This is a genomic window from Micromonospora reichwaldensis (genome assembly GCF_031845925.1).
Lineage (GTDB): Bacteria > Actinomycetota > Actinomycetes > Mycobacteriales > Micromonosporaceae > Micromonospora > Micromonospora reichwaldensis.
The window spans coordinates 101,064-124,147 of the sequence record NZ_JAVRFL010000011.1 but is presented as its reverse complement, the minus strand read 5'-3'; the positions used below and the strand labels follow the sequence as shown (position 1 = coordinate 124,147).

Sequence of the window (23,084 nt, the reverse complement as noted above, 5' to 3'; positions counted from 1 at the left end):
GGTCAGCCGAGCGGCGGGGCGGCGGGCGGCTTCGGGGCTTCGTCCCGCTCCCCCTCGCCGCCCGGCCGGTCCTGGTCGCCGAAGGACTGCCGGACCCCGCGGTTCGCCTCCTCCTGGCTGATGCCGGAGGCCACCATCAGGTCGCTGGCGGTGGTCCGCACCTGCGCGATCACCACGCTGCCGGAGAAGCCGACCCCGTCGGCGTACGCCCGGCCGGCCTCGCTGACCGCGCGCAGCGCCCGCTCCCGTGCCTGCTCGGGCTCCTCGCCGACGGCGAACTCGTGCTTGAGCAGGCGTACCGACTCGGCGAGATGGGCCACCGCGTCCGGCATCGTCTCCGGGATGGGCTCCTCGTCCTCGATCAGGGTCACCGCGCGCCGGGTCAGCGTGCCGGCGTTGCGCATCGCCCGGTCGATCGGGTCGGCGGCCTCGGCGTAGTGGGTGAGCTCGTCCCGCCGGTGCCACCGGGCCGGGGAGAGCATGGCGGTCTCCTTAGCCCCCTCGATGGCCTCGGTGAAGGCGCTCAGCTCTTCCTGGTTGTTGCGGAGCCGGTCCAGGGCCCGCTGGGCCTTGTCCCGGTCCCGTTCCCGCAGGGCGTCCGCGGCCATGTCGAGCTGAGCGGCGAGCAGGTCCAGGGCGGGCCGGGCGGCCCGGTTGATGACCCGCAGCGGATTGAGCGGCAGCAGGACGGCGGTGACCAGCAGCGCGATGCCGCCGCCGACGAACGCGTCGATGAACCGGGGGATCTCCAGGTTCTCGGTCGACGGGCTGAGCGTGACGATCAGCACCGCCGTGGCCGCCGCCTGGATGACGATGGCCACGCTGGCGCCCGCGAAGATGGTCAGCACGATGGCCAGGGTGACCACCAGGCCGAGCTGCCACGGGCCGGTGCCGAGCAGGTAGATGAGGAAGTCACCGACGGCCACCCCGATCGCCACCCCGACGATCAACTCCACCGTACGGCGGAACCGCTGGCCGACCGAGGCGGCGAGGGTGCCGACCGCGGAGATCGGCGCGAAGACCGGCTGCGGGTTGCCGAGCAGCTCGTGCGCCGCCAGCCAGGACAGTCCGGCGGCGAGGCCGGCCTGCACGGCGAGACCCATCGCCATCCGCAACCGGTGCAGGCGGTCGTGCAGGGTGGTCTTGCTGCGGTGCCGCAGGGTCTCCAAGGCCTGGGCGACCCGGGCCGTGTCGAGCTCCTTGCCCCGGTCGCGCAGTATGGCGCGTCGCACCAGTGAGGGTCGACGGTCCCGGGCCACGGCCATGGCGGGGACTACCCGTGCCACGCCGGGTGAATCCTCGGCGAGGACGGCGGTAGGGCAGACTCGGCCGGATGGTCGACCTTCCCGACCGGTGGCGGGCCGCGGCCCGGTGCGCCGGAATGACCGACGCGGCGGAGCTGACCCGGGTCGGCGAGGACCTGCTGGCCCGCTGGCGGGAGCCGCACCGGCACTACCACGATGCCGACCACCTGACCGCCGTCCTCGACGTGGTCGACGCCCACGCGCCGGCCGCCGGGCGGCCGGACCTGGTGCGCCTCGCGGCCTGGTGCCACGACGCCGTCTACGACCCGCGCGCCGGGGGCGACGCCAACGAGCGCGACAGCGCGGCGCTCGCCGGGACGCTGCTCACCCGGGCGGGCCTGCCGGCCGACGCCGTGGCCGAGGTGCGCCGGCTGGTGCTGCTCACCGCCGGGCACGCCGTGGAGCCGGGCGACGCCGACGGTGCGCTGCTCTGCGACGCCGACCTCGCCGTCCTGGCGGCGCCGCCCGAGGCGTACGACCGCTACGCCGCGGCGATCCGCCGGGAGTACGCGCACGTGCCCGAGCCCGACTTCCGGGCCGGCCGCGCCCGGGTGCTCGCCGGACTGCTCGCCCTGCCGGCGCTGTTCCGGCTGCCGCCGCTGGCACGGCGCTGGGAGCCCCGGGCCCGCGCCAACCTGACCCGCGAACTGTCCACCCTCCGCTAGCCCTCCGCTGCCACCCCCACCCCACGCGGGCGGGCCAGGTGCTTGGGGCGGCGCAGGCCGGCCTCGCGGAGCAGGCGTACCAGCTCCCGGCTCGGCACCACCCGGGCGCCCAGCCAGACCGCCATCGCGAACCGGTCGGCCGGGATGTCGTAGTGGTCCCGGTCGAACCCCCGGCGGGGCGCGCCCAGCATCTCGGCGAAGGCGTGCAGCTCGGCGGGGGAGACGTCGCTGATCAGGTGGGACCAGAGCCGTCCCCGCCACGGCCAGGCGGGCCGGTCCAGGTAGAGCATGTCGGCCAAGGTACCCCGCACCGGGGACCGGTTGGTGATCGCGCGGGACCGACCGTAGCCTCGGCGACATGGCCGGATCCTCCCTCCTCGACGATCTGCGGGCGGCGCTCGGCGACGACGCCGTCCTGACCGACCCGGACCTGCTGCGGATGCACGAGCGGGACGAGGCCGACCTCTGCGCCGCCGGCACGCCCCTGGTCGTCGTCCGTCCCCGCACCACCGCACAGGTGGCCGCCGCGCTGCGGGCGGCCGCGCGGCACGGCGTACCGGTGGTGCCGCAGGGGGCGCGCACGGGGCTGGCCGGCGCGGCCAACGCCGTCGACGGCGCGATGGTGCTGAGCACCGTCGCGATGGACGCCGTGCTGGAGATCGACCCGGTGAGCCGGATCGCCGTGGTGCAGCCCGGCGTGGTCAACGCGACGCTCGCCGCCGCCGTGGCGAAGCAGGGGCTGTGGTACCCGCCCGACCCGGGCTCGTGGGAGTCGTCCACGATCGGCGGGAACGTCGCCACCAACGCCGGCGGCATGTGCTGCGTCAAGTACGGCGTCACCACCGAGTACGTGCTGGGCCTGGAGGTGGTGCTCGCCTCCGGGGAGGTGCTGCGCACCGGCCGGCGTACCGCCAAGGGGGTGGCCGGGTACGACCTCACCCGGCTCTTCGTCGGCTCCGAGGGCACCCTCGGCGTGATCACGGAGGTGACGGTGGCGCTGCGGCCCGCCCCGGCGGAGTCGCTGACCATGGTGGCGGTCTTCCCGTCCACCGCCGCCGCCGGCGCGGCCGTGGCCGGGATCGCCGCCCGGGGGCTCTCCCCCAGCCTGCTGGAGCTGCTCGACCGGACGCACCTGCGGGCGATCGAGGCGTACCGTCCGATGGGGCTGCGGACGGACGCCCAGGCGCTGCTGCTGGCCGCCACCGACACCGGCTCCCGCGCGGCCGACGATCTGGCCGGCCTGGCCGCGGTCTGCGAGGCGGCCGGCGCCGACGAGGTCTACGCGGCCACCGACGCCGTGGAGGCGGCAGCCCTGTTGCAGGCGCGCCGGCTCGCCCATCCGGCGATGGAGAAGTTCGCGGCGGAGACCTACCCGGGCGGCAACGGCGGTCTGGTCATCGACGACGTGGCGGTCCCCCGGGGCGCGCTGGCGGCGCTGCTCGACGGGGTGGCCCGGATCGCGGCCGAGTGCGACGTGACCATCGGCGTGGTCGGTCACGCCGGCGACGGCAACATGCACCCGAACATCGTGGTGGACCGGGCCGACCCGGCGAGCCTCGAACGCGGCCGGCGCGCGTTCGACGAGATCATGCGCCTCGGCCTCGAACTGGGCGGCACCTGCACCGGCGAGCACGGCGTGGGCCTGCTCAAGCGCGACTGGCTGGCCCGCGAGATCGGCCCGGTGAGCCTGCGGGTGCACCAGGCGATCAAGGCCGCCCTGGACCCGGCCGGCCTGCTCAACCCCGGCAAGGTCCTCTGACGGGCCCGGCGCGACGGCCTTCCGCCGGCCGCGCTCCGGACGCCGGTGGCGCCGGTCCCGGGCGGGCCTCCGCCGGGGGCCCGGCCGTCAGGCGGTCATCTCGGCCGGGGTGGCCTGGGTGAGCAGCAGCAGGATCTCGTTGGCGATGGGCGGGTGCTCCTCGCCCGGGCAGTCCTGCGACGTGACCAGGCCGGTCGAGGTGAGCAGGCTGGAGGTCAGCGCGTCGATGCAGGTGACCTGGTAGCGCCGGACCTGGTCGGTCTCCTTCGCCAGCCCCGGGTCGGCGAGCAGCTTCTGGAGCCGGGCGACGTGTTCCGGGCCGAGCACGCCCGTCGACGTCACGCCGTCGCCGGCGCAGTCGACACACTCCCACCTGCCGTCCGGTTCCACGTTGAGCGTGCGCAGCGGCCCGTCCGTGCCGACCCGCTGAAGGAGGCTGACCTCGCCCCTTCCGGCGGTCGCCGCCCCGCCGGGCCCCGGCTGCGACGGCCCGGTGCCGGCCGGACCCGGCGCGGGGCCGTCGTCGGCGCTTCCGGGCAGCGCGCAGCCGGCGAGGGCGGCGGCCAGCAGGGCGGCGACGGACACGCGGACCGGACGCGGCCAGGAAGCGGAGGGCACGGGCCGGAACCTATCCCACGGTGGGTGAGGGCCGTAACCGCTCTCCGGGGTGGGGCGGGCGAATGTAGGGGTGACCGGGGCCGGGCCGTCAGCGGGACGAGGACGGCAGTTCGGCCTGGTCGTCGTCCACGCCGCGGTCCGCCGCGAAGCCCCGGACGTCGGGCGCGCCGAGCCGGGCGGCGTCGGCGGTGGCGTCGTCGGGCATCAGCTGGGACTCGCGTTCCGCCTCCACCCGGGCACGGTAGTGCTCCACCTCGCGGGCCCGGGTGGCCTCGTCCCAGCCGAGCACCGCGCCCATCAGCTCGGCCGCGTGGCCCGCCGACTCCAGGCCCCGGTGCGCCGTCTCGAAGGAGATCCGGGTCCGCCGGGTGAGCACGTCCTCCAGGTGCAGCGCCCCCTCGGCCCGGGCCGCGTACGTCACCTCGGCGGCCAGGTACTCCGGTGCGCCGGCCAGCGGGGACGCCAGCAGCGGGTCCGCGTCGATCAGCGCGAGCAGGTCGCGGGTGAGGGTGCCGTAGCGCTCCAGCAGGTGCTCGACCACCCCGACCGGCATCCCGTGCCGGCGGGCGAGGTCCGCCCGGTCCCGCCACGTCGCCGGGTAGCCGTCGGCGCCGAGCAGCGGCAGGTCGGCGGTGCGGGAGGGGCGTACGGCGCCGAGCCGGTGGGCGGCCCGGTCGACCACGTCGGAGGCCATCACCCGGTACGTCGTGTACTTGCCGCCGGCGACCAGCAGCAGACCGAGCATCGGCTCGAAGACGGCGTGCTCGCGGGACAGCTTGGAGGTGGAGTCGGCCTCGCCGGCCAGCAGCGGCCGCAGCCCGGCGTAGACGCCCTCGATGTCGGCCGTCGTCAGCGGCCGGTCGAGCACCGTGTTGACCTGCTCCAGCAGGTATGCGATGTCCCGGGCGGAGGCCGCCGGGTGGGAGCGGTCCAGCCGCCAGTCGGTGTCGGTGGTGCCGATGATCCAGTGCCCGCCCCACGGTATGACGAAGAGCACGCTGGTGGCCGTACGCAGGATCAGCCCGGCCTCGCCGGTGATCGCCGAGCGGGGCACCACCAGGTGCACGCCCTTGGAGGCCCGGACGCGGATGCCGGGGCGCAGCCCGACGTCGTTCAGCATCCGCGACATGTCGTCGCTCCACACGCCGGTGGCGGCGATGACGGTGCGGGCGCGTACCTCGAACTCGGCGTCGGGGGAGCCGGGCGGTGCCTCCAGGTCGCGGACCCGGACGCCGGTGACCTCGCGGGCCTGCCGGATGAGCCCGACCGCCCGGGTGCTGTTCACCACGGTCGCGCCGAGGCTGGCCGCCGTGCGGGCCAGGGTCACCACCAGCCGCGCGTCGTCGACCTGCCCGTCGTAGTAGCGGATCGCGCCGGCCACCGCGTCCGCACGCAGGCTCGGGAAGACGCGGCGGGCGCCCTCGCGGGTCAGGTGCCGGTGCAGCGGCATGCCGCGCCCGCCGCCGAAGACCCCGGCGAAGGCGTCGTACGCCGCGACGCCGGCGCCGTAGTAGGAGCGGCGCAACACCCGGGCCGGCAGGCCGCGTACGCCCCGCCCGTCGGGCAGCGGGACCAGGATGGGCACCGGCCGGACCAGGTGCGGGGCCAGCCGGGTGGCGAGCAGCCCGCGCTCGGTGAGCGCCTCGTGCACCAGGTGGAACTCCAACTGCTCCAGGTAGCGCAGGCCCCCGTGGATGAGCTTGCTGGAGCGGCTGGAGGTGCCGGCGGCGTAGTCGCGCGCCTCCACCAGGGCCACCTTCAGCCCCCGCGAGGCGGCGTCCAGGGCGGCACCCGCCCCGGTCGCGCCACCGCCGATGACCAGCACGTCGAAGCGTTCGGCGCGCAGGCGGCGCAGGTCGGCGGCCCGGCGCTCGGGGGAGAGCTGGCCGGCCGTCGTTCGGGACACGTTGGGGTCACGCACCCGTCCACGGTAACCGCCGCCGCCACCCGGCGGGACAGCCCGTCCGCGCCGTACTGTCGCAGGATGGAGGTCGGCCCCCCGTTCCCCGCTGGTCAACCCGTTCCGAGGCCCTTGGCCACGCCGGGCCCGCCGAGCCCCTGGGCGGTGGTGGCGGCGGCGGTGACCGGCTGCTGGACGGTCGGGCTCGTCGTCGTCGGCCAGCTCGGCGGCTGGCTGGCCGACCAGGTCCTGCTGGCCTCCGGGCTGGACCGCGTGGTCTGGCTCTGGCCGGCGACGGTGCTGTTCACCGTGCTGCTGGTCGGGGCGCCCGCGCTGACGCTGGCCCTGCTGCCCCGCTCGGCGGCGGTCCGCACCACCGGCCGGACCTGGTTGGCGACGGCGCTCGCGCTCGGCGCGCTGGGGCTGCTCCGGGCGATGCCGCCGGTGCACCACGAGGCGTATCTCGCCGCGCTGGCCGCCACGGCCGCCCTGGCCGCCCTCGTCCTGCGGGCGCTGGCCCGCCGCGCGGCGGGCGCGACCCCCCGGGTGCCCGCGTCGGCCGCCCCGCGCCGGGCGCCCGCGTCGGGCGTCACGCTGCTCGGGGTGGCCGGCGGGCTGGCGCTGCTGCTGCCCTGGGTCTGGCTGGGCGCCCTCGGTGGGCTGCTGGAGACGGTGCTCGCCGGGGTCGCCGCCGCCGCGCTGGGCGTGCTGGCCGGGGCGCTGCTGGACGACGCCTTCTGGTCCCGCTTCACCGTCGGTGAACCGCCCCGGCCGGCCCGGTTGGTGCTGGTCGGCGGCCTGGTCGCCGGGGTCACGCTGCTGCTGCTCGCCGCCGGGGTCGGCCAGTCCGGAGCCCAGCTTCCCCTGTTGCTGACCCTGCCGCCGGCCGGCTTCGCGCTGGCGGCCCTGCACGCGGCGGCCCGCCGCCCGGCCCCGGCCGGCCCGCCGGGCGCCGCCTCCGTCGGCTCCCCGGGTGCCGCTCCGGCCGGCCCCTCCGGACCGCTCCCGGCCGGGCGACCGGGGACGGGCGCTCTGCGGCCCGCGACCCGTTGGCTGGTGGGGCTCGGCGTGCTCGGCCCGCTGGCCTTCACCGACCCCGAGGAGATCACCCTCCTCCTGGCCAGCACCCGCGACGTGCCGTTCTGGGTGGCCGCCGCCGCCGGCGCCGGGCTCGCCGTCGCGGCCGTCCTCGCCGTGACGTACGGGGTGCTGCTGGGCTGGGGCCGGCGGCCGAGCCGGCGGGTCGCCGGGGTGACCGTCGGCGTCCTGCTGGTCGCGGTCGGCGGGGTGGCCGTCGGCGTGGGCCAGCCCGGCCTGCACGGCGAGCGGCTGTTCGTGGTGCTCCGCGAGCAGGCCGACCTCGCCGGCGTCCCGGCGACGACCGGTCGGGCCGGCCGGGACGCCCGGGTCGCCGAGGTCCACCGGCGGCTGGTCACGACCGCCGAGCGGACCCAGGCCGACCTGCGCCGGGACCTGCGCCGGCTGCGGCTCGACCACACCCCCTACTACCTCGTCAACGCCGTCGAGGTCGACGGCGGGCCGGCGGTGCGGGCCTGGCTGTCGCGCCGTCCGGAGGTCGCCCGGGTGCTGGTCAGCCAGCGGGTGCGACCGCTGCCCGCGCCGGCCGGCCGCAGTCGCGGCACCGCGCCCGCGCCCACCGGCCCCGAGTGGAACGTCCGGATGCTCGGTGCGGACCGGGTCTGGTCCCAGCTCGGGGTGGACGGCTCCGGGATCGTGGTCGGCAGCTCGGACTCGGGCGTGGACGGCGGGCACCCCGCGCTGGCGGGCGGCTTCCGGGGCGGCGACGACTCCTGGCACGACCCGTGGAACGGCACCCGGGCGCCGACCGACCAGGGCGGGCACGGCACCCACACGGCGGGCAGCGCGGTGGGCCGGGGCGGCATCGGGGTCGCCCCGGGCGCCCGGTGGGCCGGCTGCGTCAACCTGGACCGCAACCTCGGCAACCCCGCGTACTACCTGGACTGCCTCCAGTTCATGCTGGCGCCCTTCCCGGCGGGCGGGGACCCGTTCACCGACGGGCGCCCGGCACGCGCGCCGGACATCCTCACCAACTCGTGGGGCTGCCCGGCGCTCGAGGGCTGCGACCCGGGCGTGCTCGGGCCGGCCACCGCCGCCCTGGACGCCGCCGGCGTCATGGTGGTGGCAGCGGCCGGCAACACCGGGCCGTACTGCCGCTCGATCGACGACCCGCCCGCCCCGTACGCGGACGTGCTGACCGTCGGCGCGGTGGACCGGCAGCGCAAGGTCACCCTGTTCTCGTCGCGGGGACCGGTGCCGGGGGCGGCCAAGCCGGACGTGGTCGCGCCGGGCGACGAGGTGCTGTCGGCGATGCCGGGCGGCGGGTACGCCGTCCTGAGCGGCACCTCGATGGCGACGCCGCAGGTGGCCGGCGTGGTGGCGCTGATGTGGTCGGCCAACCCGGCGCTGGTCGGCGACCTGCCCCGCACCCGGCAGATCCTCCGGGACACCGCGACCCCGGCCGTGGCCACGTACGCCGCCCGGACGCAGACCTGCGGGGGCGACCGGAACATCACCGGCGCCGGCCTGGTCGACGCGTACGCGGCGGTGCGGGCGGCACGGGGCTGAGGGGCGGAGCGCCGGTTCACCCCAGCCGGTCGAGGAACTCCCGCGAGCGCCGCAGCACCAGTGTCGTGGCCTCCGCGTCGTACGACGGCAGCGTGCTGTCGGTGAACAGGTGCTGGTCGCCCGGGTAGACGAACAGCTCGCCGAGGTCGGGGCCGACGATGCCGACCAGCTCGCGGGCGGCTTCGATGTCGCCCTCCAGGGCGAAGAACGGGTCGGCGTCCATGCCGTGGATCTGCACCGGGACCCCGGCGGGCCAGGGGCCGACGGCCCATTCGCCGGTGACGGGCAGGCAGGATTCGTAGAGCAGCGCGCCACGCGCGCCGGGCCGGGTCTGGGCGAGCCGTTGGGCGGTGGCGGCGCCCCAGGAGAAGCCCGCGTGGACCAGCCCGTCGGGCAGCTCGGCCACGGCCCGGTCGGCGCGCTCGCGCAGCACCTCGCGCCCGATGCTCTTCGTGAGCGCGAAGCCCTCGTCGAGGGTCGCCGGGCGTTCACCGTCGAACAGGTCGGGGGTGTGCACGGTGTGCCCGCCCGCCCGCAACTGTTCGGCGAACTCGCGCAGCCCGTCGGTGAGCCCGCGCAGATGGTGGAACAGGACCACGTCGGCCATCTCTACACTCCTGTCAACAGACGACAACGATCGAATGATCCATGATTCTAGAACGGTCGAGAAATGTCGAGCAATGAGCGGATCCCGGACTACGACCTCGACGAGCTGCTCGTGGTCACCGCGCCCGCGCAGCTTCGCGCGCTGGCCGATCCCCTGCGCGCCACCCTCCTGGAGCTGCTCCTGGAGCGGGCCGCCACGGTGACCGAGCTGGCCCGGGCGGTCGACCGGCCGAAGAGCAGCGTCGCCTACCACGTGACCGCGCTCGTCGACGCCGGCCTGCTCAGGGTGGTACGGACCCGGCGGGTGCGGGCGATCGACGAGCGGTACTACGGGCGGGTCGCCCGCACGCTCTACATCGGCGCGCTCACCCGGCCCGAGGACAGACAGGTCGCGACCGCCGTCAACGGGCTCGCGGAGGCCGTCGCCGAATCGGCCGCCGCCCACGCCGCCGACGACCTGCGCTGCACCCTCGTGCACGCCCGCATCCCGATCGAGGAGGTACGCGCGTTCTGGGCCGAGGTGCAGGCGCTGGCCCGCCGCTTCGCCCAGATCCCCCGATCCGGCGACCAGGTGTACGGGTTCGTCGCCGGCCTCTATCCCACCGACGCGCCGACCCTCCCCGACCCCGACCCAGGCGCCGACAGGGGCTCTTCTTAACAGAAGCGCTCCGGTGACCTAGGGTCGGCGTCCATGGACCTGAAGATCGTCGAGCTGGGGCCCGACCGGCGGCCCGCCGTGGTGGAGCTCTGCGGGCGGGCACTGGACCTGCCGGAGGACGCAGCCGAGGCGCCGGCCGTCGTGGACACCCTCTGGGCGCGGGCCGCCGCCCACCGCCCGGTGTTCGTGTGGGGCGCGCACCGGCAGGGGCGCCTCGTCGGTGTGCTCATCGGCTCCCTCGCCGCCGGCGACGGCGACGCCCGTGGTCACGTCGACCTGGTCGCGGTGGCACCGGAGGAGCGGCGGCGCGGTGTCGGGAGGGCCCTGCTGGCGACCGCCGAGGCGCGACTCGCCGAGCTCGGCGCGGTAGAGGTGCTGCTCGCCGGGAATCCGCCGCACTACGCCTGGCCCGGCATCGACGTGCGCTACACCCCGGCGGTCTGCGCCGCGCTGGCGCTCGGCTACTGGCAGGACCGGACGGCGTGGAACATGACCGCCGACCTGTCGTACGACGGCTCGCCCGCGCTGCGCCCGACGGAGCCGGCGGAGGCGCGGCTGGCCGGGCAGGGCGTCACGGTCCGGCGCGCCGAGGCGGGTGACCTGCCGGCGCTGGCGGAGTTCGCCCGCGCCACCTTCGGCGGGGCCTGGGACGCCGAACTGGCCGGCTCGGTGGGCCGGGAGGGGGCGGGCTGCCACCTGGCCGAGCGCGACGGCGAGGTGCTCGGCTTCGCCGCGTACGGGTCGTCGCGGCCGAGCTGGTTCGGCCCGATGGGCACCGCCCCGGCGGCCGAGGGTTCGGGGATCGGCGGGGTGCTGCTGCGCCGCTGCCTGCGCGAGCAGCGGGCGGCGGGCGTGACGGCGGCGCAGATCGGCTGGGTCGGGCCGGTCCCGTTCTACTCGGGCAGCGCGGGCGCCCGGATCGAGCGCGTCTTCTTCCTGTACCGCAGGACGCTCGGGGACTGACAACGGGGCGAAGGGGATATAGACCCTCATAACGTCATTCGCCCGCATTGGTGATCGTCGCGCCCTACCGTTTCCGGTAGAGGAGGCAGCCATGACCACGGACGACGAACGCCCCGGCCCGTTGCCGTTCGACCGGCTCGACTACGGCGACGCCGAGCAGCAGGCGGAGATGGCCGGCGTCGACGAGCCGGCCGACGAGCCGGTGACGCTGGTCGACGAGCCGGTGCAGATCCCGCAGCCGTACGACCGGGCGCAGAAGAGACGCAACCAACGGCCACTGCCGACGTGACGGCGCAAGGGGCGGACCGCTGACGCGGCCCGCCCCTCACGGCGTTGTTGGAGCTGGACTCAGAAGTCCATGTCCCCGCCACCCGGACCAGCCGGGGCGGCCGGGGTCTTCTCCGGCTTGTCCGCCACGACGGCCTCGGTGGTGAGGAAGAGCGCCGCGATCGACGAGGCGTTCTGCAGCGCCGAGCGGGTCACCTTGGCCGGGTCGATGATGCCCGCGGCCAGCAGGTCGACGTACTCGCCGTTGGCGGCGTTGAGGCCGTGACCCGGGTTCAGGTTACGGACCTTCTCCACCACGACGCCGCCCTCGAGGCCGGCGTTGACGGCGATCTGCCGCAGCGGGGCGTCCAGCGCGACCTTGACGATGTTCGCACCGGTCGCCTCGTCGCCGACCAGGTCCAGCTTGTCGAAGGCGGTCTTGCCGGCCTGCACCAGCGCGACGCCACCACCCGGGACGATGCCCTCCTCGACGGCGGCCTTCGCGTTGCGGACGGCGTCCTCGATGCGGTGCTTGCGCTCCTTGAGCTCGACCTCGGTGGCCGCGCCGACCTTGATCACCGCGACGCCGCCGGCCAGCTTGGCCAGTCGCTCCTGCAGCTTCTCGCGGTCGTAGTCGGAGTCGCTCTTCTCGATCTCGGCCCGGATCTGGTTGACCCGGCCCTGGATCTGCTCGGCGTCGCCGGCACCGTCGACGATGGTGGTCTCGTCCTTGGTCACCACGACCTTGCGGGCGCGGCCCAGCATGTCGAGGCCGACGGCGTCCAGCTTGAGGCCGACCTCCTCGCTGATGACCTGGCCACCGGTGAGGATGGCGATGTCGGCCAGCATGGCCTTGCGGCGGTCACCGAAGCCCGGCGCCTTGACGGCGACGGACTTGAAGGTGCCCCGGACCTTGTTGACGACCAGGGTGGCCAGGGCCTCGCCCTCGATGTCCTCGGAGATGATCAGCAGCGGCTTGCCCGACTGCATGACCTTCTCCAGGATCGGGAGCAGGTCCTTCACCGACGAGATCTTGCTGTTGACGATCAGGAGGTAGGGGTCGTCGAAGACGGCCTCCATGCGCTCCGGGTCGGTCATGAAGTAGGCCGAGATGTAGCCCTTGTCGAAGCGCATACCCTCGGTGAGCTCCAGCTCCAGCCCGAAGGTGTTGCTCTCCTCGACGGTGATGACGCCTTCCTTGCCCACCTTGTCCATCGCCTCGGCGATGATCTCGCCGACGCTGGTGTCACCGGCGGAGATGGAGGCGGTGGAGGCGATCTGCTCCTTGGTCTCGACGTCCTTGGCGAGCTTGAGCAGCTCCTCCGAGACGCTGGCCACGGCGGCCTCGATGCCCCGCTTCAGGGCCATCGGGTTGGCACCGGCGGCCACGTTCCGCAGGCCCTCGCGGACCAGGGCCTGGGCCAGGACGGTCGCCGTCGTCGTGCCGTCACCGGCGACGTCGTCGGTCTTCTTCGCGACCTCCTTGACCAGCTCGGCGCCGATCTTCTCGTAGGGGTCCTCGAGCTCGATCTCCTTGGCGATGCTCACACCATCGTTGGTGATGGTGGGGGCACCCCACTTCTTCTCGAGGACGACGTTGCGGCCCTTGGGGCCGAGGGTCACCTTCACGGCGTCGGCGAGCTGGTTCATGCCCCGCTCGAGGCCGCGGCGCGCCTCTTCGTCGAACGCGATCATCTTGGCCATACGGCGTTGTCCTCCTGGACACTCACGGGCCACCCGGAGTGTGTGTCCCGGATGGGCCGCCTGGTGTACGCACCTTGGGACGTCGCCACCTGGCGACGACGACGTCTCCTCGGCCGGGCCGGATAGCCCGCGACGACCGGCCATGTGCCGCAGCCGCGTCTGGACGCCGCTACGACCGTGGCCCTACCGCCCCGACCATTGGCACTCACGGTATGCGAGTGCCAATGACTTGTTTAGCACTCTCCCCTGCCGAGTGCAAGCACGATCGCCCCGGTCAGCCGAGTTCACCGGCCAGCCGGGCGCTGTCCACCGGCCCCTCGTGGGCACGCTGCTCGGCGTACGTGACGACCAGGCCGACCAGCTGGGCGAGGTGGGTCGGCAGGGCCAGCACCGCGCCCACCAGCGTCACCACGAGCACACCGACCGCCGTGCCGGGCGATTCCAGCGGGGTGGTGCCGAACGGCAGCGTGCCGATGCCCTCCACCATGCTGGCGGCCCCGCTGCCGACGATCACCGCCGCCGCCACCAGCGCCACCCGGCCGAGCAGCAGACCGAGCCGGTCGTGGAACATGCGGAAGGAACGGCCGATCGGGTGCTGCCGCTCGAACAGGTAGACCGGGCCGGCCATGCTCAGCGCGAAGGCGAAGTAGATGCCGGGGATCACGCAGAGACAGACCCCGAGCCCGATGATGACGCTCATCAGCAGGGTCCAGCCCCAGAGGCCCAGCGCCCGGCGCACCCCGTAGGAGAGGGCGGCGCCCACGCTCACCGGTTGACCTGCCGCCTGCCGGGTGACCACCCAGGTGCCGGCCGCCCAGCCCAGGCTCTGCACGAAGCCGAAGACGAGGGCGCTGCCGAGCACCACGGACAGCAGGACGACCGTGTCGGTCAGGAAGGTGTCGGGCAGCGCGGCCGGGTCGCCGGCCATCGACTCCTCCCACTTGGCGCTCGGGTCGACGACCAGCGAGAGCATCGACACCACCAGGGCCGGCAGCGCCTGGGTGAGCAGCAGGATCGGCAGCAGCAGCCGCCAGCCCCGACGTACCGCGCCGACGCACCGGCCGAACCAGCCGTTGACGCCCGCGCCGGGCGGGGTGACGAGCACGTCGGCCGGGTCGAGGCCGTGCCCCGGCGGGTACCACCCGTGGACCGGCTGCCCGGGATAGGCGACCGGGGCGCCCGGCTGCCCGGGGTACGCGACCGGGGCGCCGGGGTACCACGGCTGCCCGCCGTACGGGCCGGAGCCGGCCGGGTACCCGCCGGTGGGCGGGAAGACCCAGTCCTGCGGCTGTTGCGGGCCTGTCGGCGCAGCGCCGCCCGGGCCGACGGGTGGCGTCGCGGAGGGATCGGGATCTCCCGGGGGCGGCGCGGCCTGGGGTGGCTGGTCGGACATGAACCCTCCTCAGCGATGGCTGGAACGGCTCACGATCCTCCCCTGCCGACGCAACCGCGCCGAAGCCCGCCCCCGTGGAGCGAACCGGCCGACGACCGCCCGGCCCACCGGGCGCCCACCCCCGGCCGACGCCCCACGACCGGCGGTCAGGAGGTCGGTCGGCGCGGGGACGCGGGAGGGACGCCCGTCAGGCGATGACGCGCACGCGCTCGGCCTGGGGGCCCTTCTGGCCCTGGGCGATCTCGAACTCGACCCGCTGGCCGTCGTCCAACGCCTTGTAGCCGTCCATCTCGATCGCCGAGAAGTGGACGAAGACGTCCTGCCCACCGTCGACGGCGATGAAGCCGTAGCCCTTTTCGGAGTTGAACCACTTCACGGTGCCCTCTGCCACGGTGCACTTCCTCACTCTGCGCGGCGTTCCACGACCCCGGAGGCCGGGCGGGCCGGCACCGGAGGACCACCGGCTCGGCGATCGACGAGGGCCGCTGAAACGGTGACCGAAATCGCACGCTACACGAAGCGTGACGACACCGCACGACCACAAATCGGACATACGCCGATCGCCGGCCATCGGCCGTCATCGCTGTGATAGGCATTCGGCATGACGAGCACGCCCGACGGTCCGGGGCCGACGCGGCGGGCGGAGATCCGGCGGGTCCGACCCCCGGACGCTGCTCGGATGCGGGCGCTGCGGCTGGAGATGCTCGCCGACGCCCCGCTGGCCTTCCTGGAGACCCTCGCCGACGCGGCGGCCCGGTCGCACGCCGACTACGCGGCCAGGATCGCGTCCGTCTCCGTCGGGACGGGCACCGCCCAGTTCGTCGCGGACCCGGGCGGCCGGCTCGTCGGGCACGCCGGCGGCACGGTGGCCCCCGGGGAGCCGGGGCTGACCGTGGTGTACGCCGTCTACGTCACCCCGCCCTGGCGGGGCACGGGCCTCCTCGGCGACCTCGTCGACGCGGTCGCGGCCTGGTCCCGCGCCTGCGGGCGCCCCGAACTGATGCTGGAGGTCGTGGTCGGCAACGACCGGGCCTACCGCGCGTACCGGCGGCTGGGCTTCGTCGACACCGGCGTACGCGTCCCGCACCCCACGGTCCCGGCGCTCACCGAGCTCCAGATGCGCCGCCCGGCCTGACCCGCGCCGGCGATGCGTTCCGCCCGGACCGGATCGGCTGCCCGGAGCGGCCCGTGCGGGGCCGACCCGGGCAGCCGGACCTCTCAGGCGTGCCGGCGGGACTGCACGATGCGGAACCGGTTGGCCACGTAGGCGCCGTCGGTGAGCGCCGAGTTGGCCGCCGCGTTGGCGCCGCTGCCGTGGAAGTCGGAGAAGGCCGCCGACTGGTTCACGAAGACCCCGCCGGTCAGGTTGCAGGACAGGTGCACCCCGACCTCGATCGCCGCGGCCTCGGCCGCGTCGAGGACCGCCTCGTCGGTGGAGTAGACCGCCGCGGTGAGCGCGCCCTTCTCGCCGACCGTGGCGCGCAGGATCTCCAGGCTGTGCGCGGTGGAGTCCGTGGCGATGGCGAACGAGATCGGCCCGAACCACTCCTTCGAGTAGGTCGCGGTGTCGTCGGCCGCCAGCCTGACCACCGTCGGGGTGCGGACCACCGCGCCGGGGAAGGCCGGGTGCTCGACCGTACGCGACTCCAGCACGGCCTCGCCGACCTTGGTGACCTCGTCGAGGCGCTCCAGCACCCCGTCGTTGACGATCGCGCCGGTCATCTCCACCCCGCGCGCCGGGTCGGCGGTGACCTTGGCGACCGCAGCGGCGATCCCGCCCGCCACCTCGTCGAAGCTCTTGTGCCCCTGGTCGGTCTCGATGCCGTTGCCGGGGATCAGGATGTTCTGCGACGTGGTGCACATCTGGCCGCTGTAGAGGCTCAGGGTGAAGCCGAGGTTGCGGCACATCCCGGCGAAGTCGTCGGTGGAGTCGATCACCACCGTGTTCAGCCCGGCCTTCTCGGTGTAGACCGCCGCCTGCCGGGCGTTGGCCTCCAGCCAGTCGCCGTACTCGGTGGAACCGGTGAAGTCGATGATCTTCACGGCCGGATGCAGGGCCAGCGTGGAGGCGAGCTTCTCCCCGGGAGCCTCGGGGGCGAGCAGCACCAGGTTCGGGTCGAAGCCGGCCTCGGCCAGCACCTCCCGGGCGTACTTCACCGTGATCGCCAGCGGCAGCACCGCGCGCGGGTGCGGCTTGACGACCACCGGGTTGCCGGTGACCAGCGAGGCGAACAGCCCCGGGTACGAGTTCCAGGTCGGGAAGGTGTTGCAGCCGATCACCAGCGCCACGCCACGGGGCACCACGTGGAAGGTCTTGGTCATCCGCAGCGGGTCGCCCTTGCCGGCCGCCTTCTCCCAGCCCGCCGTCCCCGGGTGCCGGGTCATCTCCGCGTACGCGTAGGCGACCGCCTCCAGCGCGCGGTCCAGCGCGTGCGCGCCGCCGGCCTGGAAGGCCATCACGAAGGCCTGGCCGCTGGTGAACTGCACCGCGTTGGCCAGCTCGAAGATGTGCTTGTGCAGCCGGTCGAGGATCTCCAGGCAGACCCCCGCCCGGGCCTGCGGGCCGGCGTCGCGCCAGGCGGGCAGGGCGGCGGAGGCGGCGGCGACCAGCTCGTCGGCGCCGGCGTGCGGGTAGCGGACGTTCAGCTCGACGCCGAACGGGCTGCTCTCGGTGGCGACCCGGTCGGCCGCGCCCGGCTGGTCGAGGGGGAAGTCACCGCCGAGGTACGCCTCGAAGGCGGCCTTGCCGTCGGCGGCGGCGGTCTCGCCGTAGACCCGGGGGCTGGGCGACTCGGGGTAGGCGGACCAGTACCCGCGCTCCGTGATCGCGGTCAGCGCCCGGTTGAGGGTGTCGGCGTGCCTGTCGTACAGGGGGTGCGGGGTCTCCGTCATGCCCGCCATCATGCAACAGGAACCCCTCAGATCAGTAGGGCCGTGTCACAACTCGGATCGTGAGCTGCCAGTCCGTCCAGCCGCCGAGGCAGCGACGGCGTCGCCGCACGCCCGCACCCCCTCGGCGGGCCGGGGTCCGGGGAATTCGGGTCCACATCGGATACCCCGGGTCAGTTACAGTGACGACCTTCTATCTGTATTCGAGGAGGTTCTGTGGAGCAACGAGAGTCTGCCTTCCGTCGCCGGCCGGCCTGGTCGATGCTGGTGGTGTCCGGGATGCTCGCCGCGTCGGCCCTGTTCGCGACCCCTGCCGCGGCTGACGTGGGAATCGCCGGAAGCGCCTGCAACGCGGTCGACGGTGGGGAACTCGTCTACGATGACTTCACCAAGTACAACGACTCGCTGAATCACGCGGTCAACCAGTGGAACGCGCTCAATCCCATCGACGTCAGAGCGGACGACGCCTGGAGTTACTCCGACGTTGACGTCAGCGACAGCAATGACGGCGGGAACGGCACGGTCGCCTACTACTCCTGCGTGGCCGGCGCGGACGACATCGTCATGAACACCCACTATCTCGACAGTTACAGCACCTCACGTGATCACGCCGCGATGACCCACGAATTCGGGCACGCCATCGGTCTCGACCACGGTCCTGAAGTTGCGGTCATGGACCCCTACTCGACCGACTACAACCCGAACATGAACAACAATTTGCAATCGTGGGACATCAGCACCTATCACAGCAAATGGGGGTACTGAAGATGAACCACCGACTGAAGGCCCCGTTCGTCGGGCTGGTCGCCCTTGTCCTGGCCGTCGGCGGCTGGTTCACCTACCAACAGCTCCGCCCGGCTCAGACCCACCCGGTTTCGGTGAGCTTCGCGTTCGACACCACCAACCGCGCCAAGGTCGCCGGCTACGCCGATGCGGTCGTGGTCGGGACCGTCACTGGCGTCGCGGAGGTACGCCAGGGTGAGCGCGGCGCCCCCCACACCATCTTCAAGGTCGCTGTTTCCGACAAGCTCAAGGGCGACGTCGAGGACACCATCCTCGTCGACCAACTGGGCGGAACCCGCGGGAAGGACACCTGGACAGTCGAAGGCGTCCAGCAACTCGCCGTCGGCTCCGCGTACGTCCTGCCCCTCACCAGCCGGAACGGGTCCGACGAACACGTCCTGGTGCTGACCCCGACCCTGGCACCGGTCACCACGTCCGGCGCGAGCGTGCACGTCTGGACCCAGGCGGTGGCGAACCAGGACACCACGGTGTCCTAGCTCGGGCAGACACCGCAGGGCGCCCGGCCCCGATCCGATCGGCGGACAGCCCGGCCGGACCCGCCGCCCCCGGTGATCGCGGTCAGGTCGGTGGCGGGGATCGACGCGCTCGTTCAGCCCGCCTGGCGTGGGTGTGCCGCACGACGACGATCGGGCCAGCGGATCAACCGCTGGCCCGATCGGAAGTTGGTCGGGAGGGACGCTCGCACAACGCCTCCGGCGTTGGGTCGCAAGAACTGAAAGTCTCCGGCGAAACGCCCTCCCGCACGGAGCATCTTGCGCCGTCCGGTTCCTGCCGTCAAGTCCTTGTCAGCGCGTTTTCCGCACTCACAGCAAAAACCCAGTTACCCGCCGAATCCCCCACCCTCCTGCCCGCAACCCCCTCGACACGCCAGCTCCCGGCCCTTCGAGGACCCGGGGCCCGAGGCCGGCGGCACTGTTCGCGATCAGCTTCGCCGCCAACCTCATGATCGACGCGGAGGGGCGGGGGAAGACCAGGTGCGGGGCGGGGTCAGCCGAGGAGGCCGGCGTCGCGGGCGGCGCGGAGCGAGGGCTTGATGCGGTGGGTGGGGCCGACCTCGCCGGCCACCGCGTCGAGGGTCTTGAGGCCCTCGCCGGTGTTGAAGACGACGGTCTCGGCGGCCGGGTCGAGGCGGCCGGACTCGACCAGCTTGCGCAGCACGGCCACGGTCACCCCGCCGGCCGTCTCGGCGAAGACGCCGGTGGTCCGGGCCAGCAGCCGGATGCCGGCGCGGATCTCGTCGTCGTCGACGTACTCCATCCAGCCCCCGGTGCGGCGCACCGCCTCCAGCGCGTAGATGCCGGCGGCCGGATCGCCGATGTTGAGGGACTTGGCGATGCCGGTCGGCTTGACGGGCGTGATGGTGTCGGTGTCGGCGTGCAGGGCGGTGGCGATGGGGTTGCAGCCGGCCGACTGCGCGCCGAACACCTTCCAGCCGCCGGCCGGCGCCTCGACCAGGCCGATCTCGACCAGCTCGGCGAACGCCTTGTCGATCTTGGTGAGCAGCTCGCCGGAGGCCATCGGGATCACCACCTGCGCGGGGATCCGCCAGCCGAGCTGCTCGGCGACCTCGTAGCCGAGCGTCTTCGAGCCCTCGGCGTAGTAGGGGCGCACGTTGACGTTGACGAACGCGGTGTCCTCGAACTCGTCCGTCTCCACCAACTCGCCGCAGAGCCGGTTCACGTCGTCGTACGAGCCGTCGATGGCGACCAGTTCGCCGCCGTAGACGGCGGTGGTGATGACCTTGCCCTGCTCCAGGTCGCCGGGGATGAAGACCACCGACGGCGCGCCGGCCCGGGCCGCGTGCGCGGCGACGGAGTTGGCCAGGTTCCCGGTGGAGGCGCAGGCGTAGCGGCTGAAGCCGAGCGCGCGGGCCGCGGTCAACGCCACCGAGACGACCCGGTCCTTGAACGAGTGGGTCGGGTTGGCGCTGTCGTCCTTGACCCAGAGCGGGGCGGTGATGCCCAGCTCGGCGGCGAGGTGCGGGGCGGCCACCAACGGGGTGAAGCCGGGGTCGAGGGTGACCCGGGTGGCCGGGTCCTGGCCGGCGGGCAGCAGCGCCGCGTACCGCCAGATGTTCTGCGGGCCCGCCTCGATCTGCTCCCGGGTGACCGTCGCGAGCGCGGCGGCGTCGTAGTCGACCTCCAACGGGCCGAAACACTCGTAGCAGGCGTGCTGGGCGGCGAGCGGGTAGCGCGCCGAACAGGCGCGGCAGACCAGGGCGCGGGCGGGGCTGGCGGTGGTGTCGATGCCGGAGGGGGCGAACGTCGACGTCATGTCGCGGGTCCTCTCATCTTTCCCCGCATCGCACCCTGCGGCGGGGACGGAATTGGCACCTGCCCCGCCGGTCGCTCTGCGATGAGCGCGCGGGGTGGTTGCCGGGGCGTCGTCGGGCCGTATCCCTCAGCCCCTCTGGATGAGGTATGCAGTTGTGCCGTCGAGTCTAAGCACCGACGCCGCCGGGACCGACGCGAGATCCCACGCTGTGAGCGATCCCGCAGCCGCCGTCGGGCGGCCGGCGGGCCTTCCTCGACGGTACGGATTCAGGCGGTCACCGAGCGGGAGCCGGCGGGGCGTCGGGCCCGCAGCGCGGTGTCGACCGCCCACGCGCCGGGGCCGAACACGGCGATCAGCAGGAACGACCAGCAGAACAGGACGGCCAGCTCACCGCCGTTGCGCAGCGGGAGCAGCGCGTCGGGCTGGTGCACCACGAAGTACGCGTAGGCCATCGAGCCGGACGCCAGCAGGGCCGCCGCCCGGGTCAACAGCCCGACGAGCACCAGCCCGCCGCAGACCGCCTGGATCAGCGCGGCCCACCACCCCGGCCACTCGCCGAGCGGGACCGCCTCGCCGGTGCCCCGGCTGCCACCGAGGACCCCGAGCAGCGAGGCCAGGCCATGGCAGAGGAAGAGCAGGCCGACGACGGCACGGAACAGGGACAGGGCCGGGCCGCCGATCCGGTCAGCGAGCATCAGGGCACCTCCGATGAGACGACGGGACGACACCAGAATGCCGACGCCCATTTGGCAATGTCGATGGATTCCCTCTTCGTGGGAACGCTCCCACGAAGCTGCGGGATATGCGTGGCGCGGCCCCGTTACGGTGCAGGCACATCGACCGAAAGGAACGCGCGAATGCGTCGCAAGCTCGTCCCGGTGGTGGCGCTCTCCATGGCCTGCCTGCTGACGGTGACCACCGCCTGCTCCACCGGCAACCGCAAGAAGCGGAACCGGTCCGCCGACCGGACCGCCGGCACCGCCGCGAAGCGGGACGACGTCGACGCCACCCCGGCGACCACCCGGGCCACCCCCACCCCCCGCCGCACCGGCGACCAGCTCACCTGCCTCGAACTGCGCGACACCCGGGTCGGCAGCCGGAAGGTCCACTACCGCGGGTACGCCGCCCCGCTCCGCCTCACCGATGGCCGGTGGGCCGACCGGGACGGCACGACGGTGGAGTTGCAGCGGCCGTGCGCCGTCGGCGACCTCGACGGCGACGGTGCGGGCGACGCGATCGGCGTGGTCAGGCTCGACGGCGGCGGCACCGGCCGCTTCTTCACCCTCGCCGCCTGGCGCAACGTCAGGGGCGAGCCCGACTATCTGGCCCAGGTCGACCTCGGCGACCGCACGCCGGTGGAGAGCGTCAGCGTGCGCGACGGCAGGGCGACGGTGATCTACCTGACCCGGCCGGCGGGCGGCCCGATGGCGGAACTGAGCATCCGGCGCACCGCCGTCTACCAGCTCAGGGGCGCGACGCTGGCCGAGCTGAGCCACACCGACGCCCGGGTGACCGACGCATCCGACGACGGGGACACCGCCGACTCGGGCACCACGCCGGACTCCCCCGACTCCCCCACCCGCAAGCGCAGGCCCCGTTCCCGCTGACGTCCCCCCGACCGGGCCGCCTCAGTCGGGGACCGGTCGGTGGTTGCGGCTCCGGCCGTGCCGGGCACGCGCGGCTCAGCCCGGGACCGGCCGGTGGACCGGCGGCCTCGGCAGCCGCACCATTCCGGTGGCCGGGCAGTCCTGCTGGCGCACCTCGCCGAGACAGCCCCACTCCGTGCCCGGGGGGCGTTCGAAGTACTGGACGGGCTGCGACGGGATGGCCTCGGTGGTGAACGTGCCCGTGCCGCTCGGGATGCGTTGCTCGTGGGCACCGGTCGTGTCGGTGTAGGACGCGACGATGTGCCACTCGCACGTGTGGGTGGACACCTCCGGCTGGACGCGGAAGGCCATGTTGGACTGACCGTTGCCCAGCTCGACGACGTTGCGGCGGAAGTACAACTGTCCCTCCTCCGGTTCGCCGTCGGCCAGGGTGTACGGGCCGTGGGGCTCGTCCGTCGGCCCACCGGTCAGGTCCCACAGCAGGCCCTGCCGGGGCTCGGCACCCGCCGGGGGAAGGGTGACGACGGTCTGCGCCGTGGGCGCGTGGCACGAGTCCTTCACGGCGGTCATGTCGTTGATCGTGAGCCCGGCGGCGCGGTCGCTGTTCAGGTTCAGGTCGAACGTCTGGGCATGACCACGATTCTCGTTGCCGTCCTCCCGCGAGGCCACGTAGGACGCGTGCTCGACCATCCGTCCGCCGAGCGGCTTCAGGAACTCCCACACCTCCGACCTCGGGCCGGTCAGTGCGGTGAGGGCGACCTGCTCGTCCTCGGTCAGGGGCCGGTCGAGCAGGACGGTGAAGGCCTCGGGCAGGTCCCGGTCGTAGTCCAGGGGCGTGACGGTGGACACGAACGCGGGCTGCTCACGGTCGACCGCCTTCGCGGCCTGCCTGTCCGAGCGGGCCCGATCGGTGGCCGTCGACCGGTCCAGGAGGAAGTTGGCCTGGTAGGCGAACAGCGCGCCGACCACGAGGATGACGACGGCGGCGGTCGCGTACACCGCGCGCTGCCTCGGCGGGAGCCCGCGAATCCCGGGCAGGCGCTGATCCGCCAGTACGGCCCAGGCC

The 23,084-nt window shown here is 73.8% G+C and carries 22 protein-coding genes and 1 riboswitch; of the genes, 10 read left to right on the top strand and 12 right to left on the bottom strand.

The genetic code is table 11. The annotated features are described in order from the left end of the window. Positions 1–2: 2 nt before the first annotated feature. Positions 3–1,259, bottom strand: coding sequence for an FUSC family protein (locus tag RM555_RS11730; RefSeq protein WP_311411818.1), 1,257 nt, complete (start codon positions 1,257–1,259; stop codon positions 3–5). A 74-nt stretch (positions 1,260–1,333) separates the two neighbouring features. On the opposite strand from RM555_RS11730, the gene RM555_RS11725 reads away from it, so the two are divergent. After that, the gene (locus RM555_RS11725; RefSeq protein WP_311411764.1) at positions 1,334–1,969 is read left to right on the top strand and encodes an HD domain-containing protein; all 636 of its coding nucleotides are present in this window, start codon (positions 1,334–1,336) and stop codon (positions 1,967–1,969) included. Here the strand turns inward: RM555_RS11725 and RM555_RS11720 are convergent. Further along, positions 1,966–2,259, bottom strand: coding sequence for a DUF4031 domain-containing protein (locus RM555_RS11720; protein ID WP_311411763.1), 294 nt, complete (start codon positions 2,257–2,259; stop codon positions 1,966–1,968). The two genes, RM555_RS11725 and RM555_RS11720, sit on opposite strands and share 4 nt — an antisense overlap. A gap of 68 nt (positions 2,260–2,327) precedes the next feature. On the opposite strand from RM555_RS11720, the gene RM555_RS11715 reads away from it, so the two are divergent. Next, positions 2,328–3,728 carry an FAD-binding oxidoreductase gene (locus RM555_RS11715; protein WP_311411762.1) on the top strand — a complete coding sequence of 467 codons (1,401 nt, stop codon included), beginning with the start codon at positions 2,328–2,330 and terminating at the stop codon, positions 3,726–3,728. Between the two features lie 87 nt (positions 3,729–3,815). Here RM555_RS11715 and RM555_RS11710 read toward each other — a convergent pair whose 3' ends face one another. Beyond that, on the bottom strand, positions 3,816–4,346 hold the full coding sequence (locus RM555_RS11710) for a hypothetical protein (RefSeq protein WP_311411761.1): 531 nt from the start codon (positions 4,344–4,346) through the stop codon (positions 3,816–3,818). A gap of 88 nt (positions 4,347–4,434) precedes the next feature. After that, complete coding sequence (locus RM555_RS11705) at positions 4,435–6,252, bottom strand: glycerol-3-phosphate dehydrogenase/oxidase (RefSeq protein ID WP_311411817.1); 1,818 nt, start codon at positions 6,250–6,252, stop codon at positions 4,435–4,437. 78 nt (positions 6,253–6,330) lie between these two features. Between RM555_RS11705 and RM555_RS11700 the strand changes: the two genes are divergently transcribed. Next, positions 6,331–8,853, top strand: coding sequence for a S8 family serine peptidase (locus tag RM555_RS11700; protein WP_311411760.1), 2,523 nt, complete (start codon positions 6,331–6,333; stop codon positions 8,851–8,853). Between the two features lie 16 nt (positions 8,854–8,869). Here the strand turns inward: RM555_RS11700 and RM555_RS11695 are convergent, their stop codons facing one another. Then, a complete protein-coding gene (locus RM555_RS11695; RefSeq protein WP_311411759.1) occupies positions 8,870–9,460 on the bottom strand; it encodes a dienelactone hydrolase family protein in 591 nt (196 codons plus the stop codon). Between the two features lie 63 nt (positions 9,461–9,523). Here RM555_RS11695 and RM555_RS11690 point away from each other — a divergent pair, with 63 nt between their 5' ends. From RM555_RS11690 to RM555_RS11680, 3 genes are all read left to right on the top strand, one after another. Further along, entirely contained in the window at positions 9,524–10,117 is a 594-nt protein-coding gene (locus RM555_RS11690; RefSeq protein ID WP_311411758.1) for a helix-turn-helix domain-containing protein, read from the top strand. A gap of 33 nt (positions 10,118–10,150) precedes the next feature. Beyond that, positions 10,151–11,080 (top strand): GNAT family N-acetyltransferase, encoded by a 930-nt coding sequence (locus RM555_RS11685; RefSeq protein ID WP_311411757.1) that lies wholly within the window; start codon positions 10,151–10,153, stop codon positions 11,078–11,080. A gap of 91 nt (positions 11,081–11,171) precedes the next feature. Further along, entirely contained in the window at positions 11,172–11,369 is a 198-nt protein-coding gene (locus RM555_RS11680; protein WP_088998151.1) for a hypothetical protein, read from the top strand. Between the two features lie 59 nt (positions 11,370–11,428). On the opposite strand, the gene groL is transcribed toward RM555_RS11680, so the two are convergent. The 3 genes from groL to RM555_RS11665 all read right to left on the bottom strand — a co-directional run bounded on the left by groL (position 11,429) and on the right by RM555_RS11665 (position 14,835). Further along, the gene (gene groL, locus RM555_RS11675; RefSeq protein WP_311411756.1) at positions 11,429–13,051 is read right to left on the bottom strand and encodes a chaperonin GroEL; all 1,623 of its coding nucleotides are present in this window, start codon (positions 13,049–13,051) and stop codon (positions 11,429–11,431) included. A 274-nt stretch (positions 13,052–13,325) separates the two neighbouring features. After that, on the bottom strand, positions 13,326–14,444 hold the full coding sequence (locus tag RM555_RS11670; protein WP_311411755.1) for a DUF3824 domain-containing protein: 1,119 nt from the start codon (positions 14,442–14,444) through the stop codon (positions 13,326–13,328). A 187-nt stretch (positions 14,445–14,631) separates the two neighbouring features. Further along, the gene (locus RM555_RS11665) at positions 14,632–14,835 is read right to left on the bottom strand and encodes a cold-shock protein (protein WP_121400069.1); all 204 of its coding nucleotides are present in this window, start codon (positions 14,833–14,835) and stop codon (positions 14,632–14,634) included. A 210-nt stretch (positions 14,836–15,045) separates the two neighbouring features. Between RM555_RS11665 and RM555_RS11660 the strand changes: the two genes are divergently transcribed. Then, positions 15,046–15,579, top strand: a complete 534-nt coding sequence (locus RM555_RS11660) for a GNAT family N-acetyltransferase (RefSeq protein ID WP_311411754.1) — start codon at positions 15,046–15,048, stop codon at positions 15,577–15,579. Between the two features lie 83 nt (positions 15,580–15,662). Here RM555_RS11660 and paaN read toward each other — a convergent pair whose 3' ends face one another. Further along, on the bottom strand, positions 15,663–17,336 hold the full coding sequence (paaN, locus tag RM555_RS11655) for a phenylacetic acid degradation protein PaaN (RefSeq protein ID WP_311411753.1): 1,674 nt from the start codon (positions 17,334–17,336) through the stop codon (positions 15,663–15,665). A 213-nt stretch (positions 17,337–17,549) separates the two neighbouring features. On the opposite strand from paaN, the gene RM555_RS11650 reads away from it, so the two are divergent. Continuing rightward, positions 17,550–18,098: a matrixin family metalloprotease gene (locus RM555_RS11650; protein WP_311411752.1), complete on the top strand. Its 549-nt coding sequence runs from the start codon at positions 17,550–17,552 to the stop codon at positions 18,096–18,098. A 2-nt stretch (positions 18,099–18,100) separates the two neighbouring features. Further along, positions 18,101–18,613 (top strand): hypothetical protein, encoded by a 513-nt coding sequence (locus RM555_RS11645; RefSeq protein WP_311411751.1) that lies wholly within the window; start codon positions 18,101–18,103, stop codon positions 18,611–18,613. 511 nt (positions 18,614–19,124) lie between these two features. On the opposite strand, the gene thrC is transcribed toward RM555_RS11645, so the two are convergent. Then, on the bottom strand, positions 19,125–20,411 hold the full coding sequence (gene thrC, locus RM555_RS11640; RefSeq protein ID WP_311411750.1) for a threonine synthase: 1,287 nt from the start codon (positions 20,409–20,411) through the stop codon (positions 19,125–19,127). Positions 20,412–20,421: 10 nt separating this feature from the next. Next, positions 20,422–20,557, bottom strand: a riboswitch (SAM riboswitch). 120 nt (positions 20,558–20,677) lie between these two features. Then, positions 20,678–21,106, bottom strand: coding sequence for a DoxX family protein (locus RM555_RS11635; protein WP_311411749.1), 429 nt, complete (start codon positions 21,104–21,106; stop codon positions 20,678–20,680). A gap of 162 nt (positions 21,107–21,268) precedes the next feature. Between RM555_RS11635 and RM555_RS11630 the strand changes: the two genes are divergently transcribed. After that, positions 21,269–22,018 (top strand): hypothetical protein, encoded by a 750-nt coding sequence (locus RM555_RS11630; protein ID WP_311411748.1) that lies wholly within the window; start codon positions 21,269–21,271, stop codon positions 22,016–22,018. Positions 22,019–22,093: 75 nt separating this feature from the next. Here the strand turns inward: RM555_RS11630 and RM555_RS11625 are convergent, their stop codons facing one another. Continuing rightward, on the bottom strand, positions 22,094–23,017 hold the full coding sequence (locus tag RM555_RS11625; RefSeq protein WP_311411747.1) for a hypothetical protein: 924 nt from the start codon (positions 23,015–23,017) through the stop codon (positions 22,094–22,096). Between the last annotated feature and the right edge of the window lie 67 nt (positions 23,018–23,084).

Excerpts from the sequence above, each read along its gene's own strand:
- RM555_RS11660 (WP_311411754.1), top strand. The coding sequence starts at position 15,046 with ATGACGAGCACGCCCGACGGTCCGGGGCCGACGCGGCGGGCGGAGATC.
- RM555_RS11700 (WP_311411760.1), top strand. The coding sequence starts at position 6,331 with ATGGAGGTCGGCCCCCCGTTCCCCGCTGGTCAACCCGTTCCGAGGCCC.
- RM555_RS11690 (WP_311411758.1), top strand. The coding sequence starts at position 9,524 with ATGTCGAGCAATGAGCGGATCCCGGACTACGACCTCGACGAGCTGCTC.
- paaN (WP_311411753.1), bottom strand. The coding sequence starts at position 17,336 with ATGACGGAGACCCCGCACCCCCTGTACGACAGGCACGCCGACACCCTC.
- RM555_RS11725 (WP_311411764.1), top strand. The coding sequence starts at position 1,334 with ATGGTCGACCTTCCCGACCGGTGGCGGGCCGCGGCCCGGTGCGCCGGA.
- groL (WP_311411756.1), bottom strand. The coding sequence starts at position 13,051 with ATGGCCAAGATGATCGCGTTCGACGAAGAGGCGCGCCGCGGCCTCGAG.
- RM555_RS11635 (WP_311411749.1), bottom strand. The coding sequence starts at position 21,106 with ATGCTCGCTGACCGGATCGGCGGCCCGGCCCTGTCCCTGTTCCGTGCC.
- RM555_RS11630 (WP_311411748.1), top strand. The coding sequence starts at position 21,269 with ATGCGTCGCAAGCTCGTCCCGGTGGTGGCGCTCTCCATGGCCTGCCTG.
- RM555_RS11715 (WP_311411762.1), top strand. The coding sequence starts at position 2,328 with ATGGCCGGATCCTCCCTCCTCGACGATCTGCGGGCGGCGCTCGGCGAC.
- thrC (WP_311411750.1), bottom strand. The coding sequence starts at position 20,411 with ATGACGTCGACGTTCGCCCCCTCCGGCATCGACACCACCGCCAGCCCC.
- RM555_RS11685 (WP_311411757.1), top strand. The coding sequence starts at position 10,151 with ATGGACCTGAAGATCGTCGAGCTGGGGCCCGACCGGCGGCCCGCCGTG.
- RM555_RS11645 (WP_311411751.1), top strand. The coding sequence starts at position 18,101 with ATGAACCACCGACTGAAGGCCCCGTTCGTCGGGCTGGTCGCCCTTGTC.
- RM555_RS11695 (WP_311411759.1), bottom strand. The coding sequence starts at position 9,460 with ATGGCCGACGTGGTCCTGTTCCACCATCTGCGCGGGCTCACCGACGGG.
- RM555_RS11720 (WP_311411763.1), bottom strand. The coding sequence starts at position 2,259 with ATGCTCTACCTGGACCGGCCCGCCTGGCCGTGGCGGGGACGGCTCTGG.
- RM555_RS11670 (WP_311411755.1), bottom strand. The coding sequence starts at position 14,444 with ATGTCCGACCAGCCACCCCAGGCCGCGCCGCCCCCGGGAGATCCCGAT.
- RM555_RS11680 (WP_088998151.1), top strand. The coding sequence starts at position 11,172 with ATGACCACGGACGACGAACGCCCCGGCCCGTTGCCGTTCGACCGGCTC.